This is a genomic window from Cupriavidus sp. WS, from assembly GCF_000395345.1.
In the GTDB taxonomy this organism is placed as follows: domain Bacteria; phylum Pseudomonadota; class Gammaproteobacteria; order Burkholderiales; family Burkholderiaceae; genus Cupriavidus; species Cupriavidus basilensis_B.
Genome location: NZ_AQPL01000270.1, coordinates 22,686 through 31,243, shown reverse-complemented (window position 1 = coordinate 31,243; position 8,558 = coordinate 22,686). Strand labels below are relative to the sequence as shown.

Genomic DNA, 8,558 nt, shown 5'->3' with positions numbered 1-8,558 from the left:
TGCTGCCCCCCCCCCCGCCGCGCGCCGCCGGCCAGCACGGCGGGCTGCGCGGCGGCGTCCAGGCAGCGCAGCAAGGCGGGCTGGGCCAGCGGCTGCGCGGCTTCGGCCAGCGCCGCGAGCGCGCCCTGCCAGTCGCCGTGCTGCGGGTCGGCGGCGGCGCGCTCGAGCGCGGCGGCGGCCTGCTGCAGGTTGCGCGTGTCGATCGGGTCGAGCCAGCCGTAGTAGCGCACGCGGAAATCGGCGCGCGCCACGCCGTGCGCGGCGTCGATGCGGAACGCCTGCAGGCATTCGCGGATGGCCGAGCGCAGCGCCAGCACCGGCTGGCTTTCGGCCTCGCCGGCGGGCGCGGCCGCGCCGGCGCCGGTGGTCGTGACCAGCAGGTAGACGGCGTCGTTGAGCAGCGCCTGCGGCACGCGCACCTGGCCTTGCAGGTACTGGCGCAGCAGCAGGTGGGCCCGCGCCGCCAGGCGCTTGGCGAGCAGGTCGGAGGGCAGCAGGCCGTGGGCCAGCGCGCCGAACACCAGCGCCAGCACGTGCCACACGCCGCGGTCGGGGTGGTCGGTGGCGCGGCGCAGCTCCTGCTCGCTGGCGCGCACGTCTTCGAGCGCGGACTCCAGCGGCAGGTAGGCCTCGCGCAGCAGGCTCTCGTCGTGGCACGGCACCGGCAGGCGCAGCGCCTTGAGCAGCGCGGCCTCGAAGCGCTGGCGCGCGCGCGTGACCGAGGCAGCCATGCGCATCGGCAGCAGGATGCCGGGCAGCATCTGCAGCTCGTCGACCCACAGGTCGGCCGGATGCACGCGGTCTTCGCCGAGGCGGCCGAGCACGTCGGCATAGGAGCGGAACAGGCGCACCGGGTCTTCGTCGTCGCCGGCCATCAGGTCGTCGACGTACTCGGCCAGCGCCTGCACGCCGAGGCGGAACACGCCCAGCGTCTGCGCGTCGGCCGGCACGGTGCCGGCGTCGATGGCGTCGAGCAGGCGGCGCAGCACCTGGCAGTACGGGTCCACGCCGCGCAGGCCGACGATGTGCACGGCGCCGGCGGCCTGGTGCAGGTGCTGGCCGGCCAGGCGCAGCGAGGTGGTGTCGCGCGCGCCGAGCGCCTCGGGCGCCTGCTGCACCTCGTCGACGTAGTGGCCCAGTTCGGCGGCGGCATCGTCGAGCGCCGCGCGCAGGCTCGGCGCCAGCCATGCCAGCATGGAAAGGTCGCGCGACACCGGGCTGCCGGCGGCTTCGGCGGCGTGCGTGGTGCCGGCGGCGCGCTGGGCCGCCGGTGCCGGCACGTCCGGCGCGGCCGGACCGGCGCCGGCGGGCTCGTGCGAGGCGGGGAAATTCAATGACATGACTGCATCCAATGCGTCCAATGCGGTGGCGCCGGTCCGTGGCGCGCGGCGGCCGTGGCTCGCGTAACCCGTCAGGCGATCTTGAATCGCAGCACGGAGTTACGCAGTTCCTCGGTCAGCAGGGTGAGCTGGCGCACCGACAGCGCGGTCTGGCGCGTGCCGGACGAGGTCTGTTCGGTCACCTGCAGGATCCCTTCGATATTGCGCGCCACCGCGGTGGCGAGCCCCGCTTCGTGCGAGGTGGTCTGCGAAATCTGCTCGATCAGCTCGGCAAGCTGGCGCGACACGCGGCCGATCTCCACCAGCGCGGCGCCGGCGTTGTCGGACAGCTTGGCGCCTTCGACCACGCCCTGCGTGCTGCGCTCCATCGCGTGCACCGCGTCCTGCGTGTCGGTCTGGATGGTGCGGATCAGCGCGCCGATCTGCTTGGTCGCCTCGCCCGAGCGTTCGGCCAGGCGCTGCACTTCCTCGGCCACCACCGAGAAGCCGCGCCCGGCCTCGCCGGCGGAGGCGGCCTGGATGGCGGCGTTGAGCGCCAGCACGTTGGTCTGCTCGGTAATGTCGGAAATCAGCTCGACGATCTCGCCGATCTCCTGCGACGACTCGCCCAGGCGCTTGATCCGCTTGGAGGTGTCCTGGATCTGCTCGCGGATGTCGTTCATGCCGGCGATGGCGTTCTGCACCGCGTGCTGGCCCTGCTCGGCGGCGGCCAGCGAGGCGCGCGCCACGTTGGCCGACTCGGCCGCGCCGCGCGACACCTGGGTGATGCGGTCGGCCATCTCCACCACCGACTCGCCGGTCTGGCGGATCTGGCGCGACTGTTCCTCGGAGGCGGCCACCAGCTGGGTCGAGGTGTCCTGCACCTGGCCCGAGGCCTGCGTCACCTCGCCCGCGGTCTGCTGCACCCGGCCGACCAGCTCGCGCAGTTCTTCCACGGTGTAGTTCACCGAGTCGGCGATGGCGCCGGTGATGTCCTCGGTCACGGTGGCCTGCCTGGTCAGGTCGCCGTCGGCGATGTCCTGCAGCTCGTTCATCAACTGCAGAATGGCCTTCTGGGTGGCGTCGTTGTTGCGCTTTTCCTCGAGGCGGCGTGCCTCGGCTTCGTGCTCGCGGGCTTCCGCCTCGCTGGCGCGGGCGCGCGAATCGCGCAGGTAGAGCGCCGCCAGCCCGGCCAGGAACAGCAGCGTCAGCACCGCCGAGACGATGGTCGCGCCCAGCGTCAGCGGCCGCACGCGCGCGCCTTCGGCGTAGGCCGACTGCAGTTGCGACAGCTCGCCGCGCAGCGCCTCGTTGTCGTTGAAGATCTGCTGCTGGGCGCGCTTGGCGGCGATCAGGCCGGGCAGGTTCTGCAGGATGGTCTGCGTGGTCTTCTGCACGGCGTCGAAACGCTGCGAGAGCTGCTGCAGGTAGGTGCGCGTCTCGGCGTCGCCGGTGGCCGCCAGGCGCAGCGCCTCGCTGCCGTTGAGCAGGCCGTCCAGCGTCTCGCGGAAGGTGTTGGTGTCCTTGCCCAGCAGGAACGCGGTTTCCGGGTTGACGCCTTCGCCGGCCAGGAACTCGTTGAGGTTCTTGCCCAGGCGCTGCGTCAGCATCACCAGCTGCGCGGAGGCGGCCACCTCGCGCGCGTTGGCGCCGCCCTGCAGCTTGATCGCCGCCACCTGCTCGGCGCTTTCCAGCAGTTCCGGGTTGGAGGCGTTGAAGATCTGCAGCGTCTGGCCGATGGTGGTCAGGGTCGGCTGCTGGGCCAGCACGTCGCCCGCGCTCTTCTCGGTGCGGCGCCACGATTCGATGGCCTTCTCCAGCAGCGGCGCCGCCGCGCCGCCGGTGGCGCGCACGTGCTTTTCGTCGCTGCCGTTCTGCAGCGACTGCAAGTCGCCGGCCAGCTCGGCCTTGGACTGGCGCAGCTGCGTGAAGCCCTGCGCATTGCCCAGCAGCGCCACCGGCACCGCCTTGGCCAGGCGCTGGGAGTGCATCAGCATGTCGCCGGCGATCTCGATCTGCGCCGCGCCGTTGTTGGCCTCGCGGTTGTCCGCGTACACCGACGCCAGCAGCGCCACCAGCGACAGCACCACGCCGCCAGTCAGCGCGCGCTGCTGGCTGGCGAACGGGATGCGGGCCAGCCTGTCGGCGATGCGCTCGGCCGGGGTGCTCCTGTCCGCCGGCGCCGCCGCGTTCACCGCCACCTCGGCGGCAGCGGCCACCGGCGCCCGGCGACCCAGGCTGATGTTCTTGAAACCCATAGCACCCTCTGTTCGTTATTCTTCGATTCTTGGTTTCTCTGCGGCGCGTCCGCGGCCAGCGCGGACCCGCCTCCTCCCCGCCGCCTGCCGCTTCTTCGTGCCGCTTCTCCGTGCCGCCCGCGATGCGTCTCCGTGCCGCCGGCGCCCCTCAGGCAGCCTGCCGGCCGACCTGCAGGAAGGCCGGCGACGCCAGCAGGCGGTTCACGTCCAGCACCTGCCAGTCGCGCCCGTCGCGGTCGGCGAAGCGCGCGCCCTCCCATTCCGGCGCGTCCTGGGGCTGGCCCGGCGGCGGCATGGACGGCGGCTCCGCCGGCAGGCTCAGCTCGCCGGCATGGCGCAGGCCGATCACGCGCGTGGCCAGGATGCCGCAGGCGCGCTCGACCTGGCGCGACAGCACCACGATCTTGCTGCCCGGCTGCAGCGGGGTGGCACCCTCGCCGCAGAACAGGCCGAAATCGATCACGCCGAGCAGGCTGCCGCGCGCGTTCACCAGCCCCGTGTACCAGCCCTGCGTGAGCGGCACGCGGCTGGGCTGGCGCATCTCCAGCACTTCCCCGGTCTCCTTGAGCGGCAGCAGCCAGTGGCGCTGGCCGACCTGCAGGCCGAGAAAGCTGTCCATCGCCGGCAGGCTGCGCGCCTCGCGCAGGCGGCGGGCCAGCATGGCCTGGTAGTCCTGCAGCCGGGTCTGTCTGGCCCGGAGATCCTGGCGCGGCGCGTTCATGGGCGGATTCCGTCGTGGCAAGGGAGTAGTCGGGTGGGCAGGCGGGCGGCAATCCGGCTCAGTGGGCCAGCGCCGCGATCTTGCCGAGCAGCTCCGCGCCGTCGACCGGCTTGACGATGTAGTCGGCCGCGCCCTGGCGCATGCCCCAGATGCGGTCGGTGTCCAGGCCCTTGCTGGTGCACATGATGACCGGGATGTCCTTGAAGCGGTCGTCGCGCTTGATGGCGCGGGTGGCCTGGTAGCCGTTCTGGCCCGGCATCACCACGTCCATGAGGATCAGGTCGAAGCGCTCGCTTTCGAGCCGGGCGAAGGCCTGGTCGCTGTTGCCGGCCACCGACACCTTGAAGCCCTGCTTGCCGAGCAGGTCGGACATGAACAGGGCTTCAGTCGGGGAGTCGTCGACGATGAGGATCTTGCTGATGGTCATGAGTATTCCTAGATATGCGCTCAGGCCGGTTCGGCGCTGGCCACGGCGGCGGCACATGGCACGCAGGCATCGACGGCCTGCAGCAGCGACTCGCGGGTGAACGGCTTGGCGAGATGGTCGCGCGCGCCGACGAGGCGGCCGCGCGAGCGGTCGAACACGCCGTCGCGGGACGACAGCATGATCACCGGAATGGCATGGAAGCGCGGGCTTTTCTTGATCAGGGCGCAGGTCTGGTAGCCGTCCAGGCGCGGCATCAGGATGTCGCAGAAGATCAGGTCCGGGTGCATGTCGCCGACCTTGGCGAGCGCCTCGAAGCCGTCCTCGGCCAGCAGCACCTCGCAGCCGGCCTGCGACAGGAAGATCTCGGCGGTGCGGCGGATGGTGCTGGAGTCGTCGATGACGAGCACCTTGCGGCGCGCGGGCGCGACCGTGCCGCCGGCGGCCGCGCCGGCTTCGGCCACGCCGGCGGCTCCGATGGCTCCGGCACTGACCCGTTCGGCGTTGACCCGAATACTTTCTAGTGGTTGAGCGACCCGCATCCCGTTCCCGCAACCAGCGCGCCCCTCGCGGGACCCGCCGGCATTCACCTGAGAACTTCCGCGCGGCGCAGCGTGGCTGCGCCGGCGGACCCCGAAACAAAACGTCCTGATTCCCGAAAAACACACCGCCGCGGTGGCCCGCGCCCGGCAAACGGCGGCGCGTGGTACCCGCGCCTGCCCAAGTCCGCCCCCAAAGGGGGGATTTTCAAATTTGAAACAGAGTGTGACAACTCGCCGTGGGGCCGTCAATCCGGAATCCGGAACATTCCCCGGCGATCTGTCGCATCGACGCGACGCGGCGGCGCGGGCCGGCTTGTCACGGGCACGTCATGCTGCCCTGCCCGGGATGCCCCGCCGCCGGCGGATGCGACACCCCGGCGCGCGCGGCGGCACGGAGCCGCGCGACGGCGGCTTACAGAGCCACCATCTCGAAATCTTCCTTGCGCGCGCCGCATTCCGGGCACGTCCAGTTGATGGGCACGTCTTCCCACTTGGTGCCGGGGGCAATGCCGTCTTCGGGCGCGCCGGCGGCTTCATCGTAAATCCACCCGCAGATCAGGCACATCCAGGTCTTGTATTCCATAACGGTTCAGTCACTCTCCATTAAAATTCAGGGCCAGATGGTACCGAATCGGCGGCGCCGGCGCCAGCCGGGCAAGCACGATCCGGGCCAAACACGCCGTGTTCGCGCACGTTACCGCGCAAATGCCCTTCATTGGGGATTTTTTGCCGGCATTTCCGCCAGACTTGCCGCCCGATAGAACGCGTTCCTCCTGCTTTTGATCTCACGCAAAGCCATGTCTCGTAACCAGCAGCTTTTCGACCGCGCCCAGCAAACCATCCCGGGCGGCGTCAATTCGCCCGTGCGCGCCTTCCGCTCGGTGGGCGGCACGCCCCGCTTCATCACGCGCGCCGAAGGCGCCTACATGTGGGATGCCGACGGCCAGCGCTACATCGACTACATCGGCTCGTGGGGCCCGATGATCGTCGGCCACGCCCACCCCGAGGTGGTGCGCGCGGTGCGCGAGACCGCCGGCCTGAGCTTCTCGTTCGGCGCGCCGACCGAGGCCGAGATCGAGATGGCCGAGGAAATCTGCAAGCTGGTGCCGTCGATCGAGCAGGTGCGGCTGGTGTCGTCCGGCACCGAGGCCACCATGAGCGCGCTGCGCCTGGCGCGCGGCTTCACCAGGCGCGACCTGATCGTCAAGTTCGAGGGCTGCTACCACGGCCATGCCGACAGCCTGCTGGTCAAGGCCGGCTCGGGCCTGCTGACGTTCGCCGACACCACGCAGAACGCGCCTTCCTCGGCCGGCGTGCCGGCCGACGTGACCAAGCACACGATGGTGCTGGAGTACAACAACGTCGAGCAGCTCGAACAGGCCTTCATCAAGCACGAGGGCGAGATCGCCGCGGTGATCGTCGAGCCGGTGGCCGGCAACATGAACCTGGTGCGCGCCAGCGACGCCTTCCTGCAGGCCATGCGCGCGCTGTGCACCAGGCACGGCGCCGTGCTGATCTTCGACGAGGTGATGACGGGCTTCCGCGTGGCGCTGGGCGGCGCGCAGGCGCACTACGGCATCACCCCGGACATGACCTGCCTGGGCAAGGTGATCGGCGGCGGCATGCCGGCCGCGGCCTTCGGCGGCCGGCGCGACATCATGGCCTGCCTGGCGCCGCTGGGCGGCGTCTACCAGGCCGGCACGCTGTCGGGCAACCCGCTCGCGGTGGCGGCCGGGCTGACCACGCTCAAGCTGATCCAGGCGCCCGGCTTCCACGACCGCCTCGCCGCGCAGACCCGCAAGCTCGCCGACGGCCTCGCCGCGGCCGCGCGCGAAGCCGGCGTGCCGTTCGCCGCCGACGCCATCGGCGGCATGTTCGGCCTGTACTTCCGCGAGGGCGTGCCGGGCAGCTTCGCCGAAGTCACCCGGTGCGACACCGCGCGCTTCAACCGCTTCTTCCACGCCATGCTGGACGCCGGCGTCTACCTGGCGCCGTCCGCGTTCGAGGCCGGCTTCGTCTCGGCGCAGCACGACGACGCCATCCTCGCCACCACCATCGAGGCGGCGCGCAAGGCGTTCGCCGCCGGCTGACGCCGCGCCGCCTGAGCGGCCTGCACCACCGCGTGGCTAGCCGCGCGGGGCCGCCTCGCCGAGGCTGGCGCCCGCGCGTGCCAGCGCCGACGCCAGCGCCTCGCCGGCCGGCGTCATCGGCGCGCGCAGCTCGTTGCGCAGCCAGCCCTCGCGCGCCAGCATGGCCTTGAGCGGACCGGGGTTGGGCTGCGCGAACAGCAGCCGGATCATCGGCATCAGCGCGTGGAACAGGCGCCGCGCCTGCTCCAGCCGCTGGTCCGCCACCGCGCGCGCCAGCGCCACGAACGACTCCGGGCGCAGATGGGCCGAGGCGACGATCGCCCCGCTGCCGCCCAGGCACAGCGTGCCCAGCAACTGGTGGTCCTCGCCGGCCAGCAGCGCCAGGCGGCCGTCGGCGATCACCGCCTGGGTGCCGTGATAGTCGCCGCCGCAATCCTTGACGGCATGGATGTTCGGGTGCGCGGCCAGCGCCAGGATGGTGTCGGTCTCCAGCTTCACGCCGGTGCGGTACGGAATGTCGTACAGCACCAGCGGCGCGGCGGCGCCGTCGGCCAGCATGTGGAAATAATCGATCAGCCCGGCCTGCGACGGCCGCACGTAGGCCGGCGCCGACGCCAGCACGCCCGCCAGCGGCCGCGCGGCCAGGCGCCGCACGCGCGCCTGCGCCTGGCGCGCGTTGCTGCCCGCCACGCCCATCATCACCGGCAGCCCGCCGGCGGCCTCGAGCACGGTGTCGAGCACGGCCAGTTGCTCGTCCTCGTCGAGCGCGGCCGCCTCGCCGGTGCTGCCGCACGCCACGAAGCCGGCGATGCCGCTGGCGGCGTAGCGGCGCGCCAGCCGCGCCAGCGCGGCGTGGTCGACCTCGCCGTGGGCGAACGGCGTCACCAGCGGCAGCCAGATGCCGGCGAAGGCCTGCCGCGGCGGCCGTGCCGGTTGTTGTGATTGCTCTGCTTGTTCTGCTTGCTGCATGAAACACTCCTGTACGACCGGTCAGGAAAAAACCGTACAGAAGGGCGCCGGATTGGCGGCTGGGTCTGCCGTGGACTGCGGGAAGATGGAAGCGGCAAAGCCGGCCTCGCCCCTGGTCGCAGGTGCCGTTCCGTCGCTCATCTGACGGAACAGCGCGCCCCGGTCAGACGAGCGGCTGTTTTTTGGCTTTGGCGCGCGCGGGCATCCGCGGCTGCGAGGCAGCTCGGGCGGGTGC

General features: G+C 71.5%; 7 protein-coding genes and 1 pseudogene. 1 reads left to right on the top strand and 7 read right to left on the bottom strand.

Annotated features, from left to right (window positions below; all coding sequences use genetic code 11):
* From K206_RS0121955 to K206_RS0121930, 6 genes and pseudogenes are all read right to left on the bottom strand, one after another.
* A pseudogene (locus tag K206_RS0121955) lies at positions 1-1,340 on the bottom strand (hybrid sensor histidine kinase/response regulator); the annotation flags it as partial.
* A 71-nt stretch (positions 1,341-1,411) separates the two neighbouring features.
* On the bottom strand, positions 1,412-3,577 hold the full coding sequence (locus K206_RS0121950; RefSeq protein ID WP_020204543.1) for a methyl-accepting chemotaxis protein: 2,166 nt from the start codon (positions 3,575-3,577) through the stop codon (positions 1,412-1,414).
* 148 nt (positions 3,578-3,725) lie between these two features.
* Entirely contained in the window at positions 3,726-4,298 is a 573-nt protein-coding gene (locus K206_RS0121945; RefSeq protein ID WP_020204542.1) for a chemotaxis protein CheW, read from the bottom strand.
* Positions 4,299-4,356: 58 nt separating this feature from the next.
* A complete protein-coding gene (locus tag K206_RS0121940; protein ID WP_020204541.1) occupies positions 4,357-4,725 on the bottom strand; it encodes a PleD family two-component system response regulator in 369 nt (122 codons plus the stop codon).
* A gap of 20 nt (positions 4,726-4,745) precedes the next feature.
* Positions 4,746-5,264, bottom strand: a complete 519-nt coding sequence (locus K206_RS0121935) for a PleD family two-component system response regulator (protein ID WP_029043929.1) — start codon at positions 5,262-5,264, stop codon at positions 4,746-4,748.
* A gap of 412 nt (positions 5,265-5,676) precedes the next feature.
* Positions 5,677-5,847: a rubredoxin gene (locus tag K206_RS0121930; RefSeq protein ID WP_017225880.1), complete on the bottom strand. Its 171-nt coding sequence runs from the start codon at positions 5,845-5,847 to the stop codon at positions 5,677-5,679.
* A gap of 214 nt (positions 5,848-6,061) precedes the next feature.
* On the opposite strand from K206_RS0121930, the gene hemL reads away from it, so the two are divergent.
* Positions 6,062-7,354, top strand: coding sequence for a glutamate-1-semialdehyde 2,1-aminomutase (hemL, locus tag K206_RS0121925; RefSeq protein ID WP_020204539.1), 1,293 nt, complete (start codon positions 6,062-6,064; stop codon positions 7,352-7,354).
* Positions 7,355-7,390: 36 nt separating this feature from the next.
* Here hemL and dapA read toward each other — a convergent pair whose 3' ends face one another.
* On the bottom strand, positions 7,391-8,323 hold the full coding sequence (gene dapA, locus K206_RS0121920; protein ID WP_020204538.1) for a 4-hydroxy-tetrahydrodipicolinate synthase: 933 nt from the start codon (positions 8,321-8,323) through the stop codon (positions 7,391-7,393).
* Positions 8,324-8,558: the final 235 nt, after the last annotated feature.

What these genes read in the sequence shown, in the direction of transcription:
- K206_RS0121935 (WP_029043929.1), bottom strand. Translation starts at nt 5,264, where the DNA reads ATGCGGGTCGCTCAACCACTAGAAAGTATTCGGGTCAACGCCGAACGG.
- hemL (WP_020204539.1), top strand. Translation starts at nt 6,062, where the DNA reads ATGTCTCGTAACCAGCAGCTTTTCGACCGCGCCCAGCAAACCATCCCG.
- K206_RS0121930 (WP_017225880.1), bottom strand. Translation starts at nt 5,847, where the DNA reads ATGGAATACAAGACCTGGATGTGCCTGATCTGCGGGTGGATTTACGAT.
- K206_RS0121950 (WP_020204543.1), bottom strand. Translation starts at nt 3,577, where the DNA reads ATGGGTTTCAAGAACATCAGCCTGGGTCGCCGGGCGCCGGTGGCCGCT.
- dapA (WP_020204538.1), bottom strand. Translation starts at nt 8,323, where the DNA reads ATGCAGCAAGCAGAACAAGCAGAGCAATCACAACAACCGGCACGGCCG.
- K206_RS0121945 (WP_020204542.1), bottom strand. Translation starts at nt 4,298, where the DNA reads ATGAACGCGCCGCGCCAGGATCTCCGGGCCAGACAGACCCGGCTGCAG.
- K206_RS0121940 (WP_020204541.1), bottom strand. Translation starts at nt 4,725, where the DNA reads ATGACCATCAGCAAGATCCTCATCGTCGACGACTCCCCGACTGAAGCC.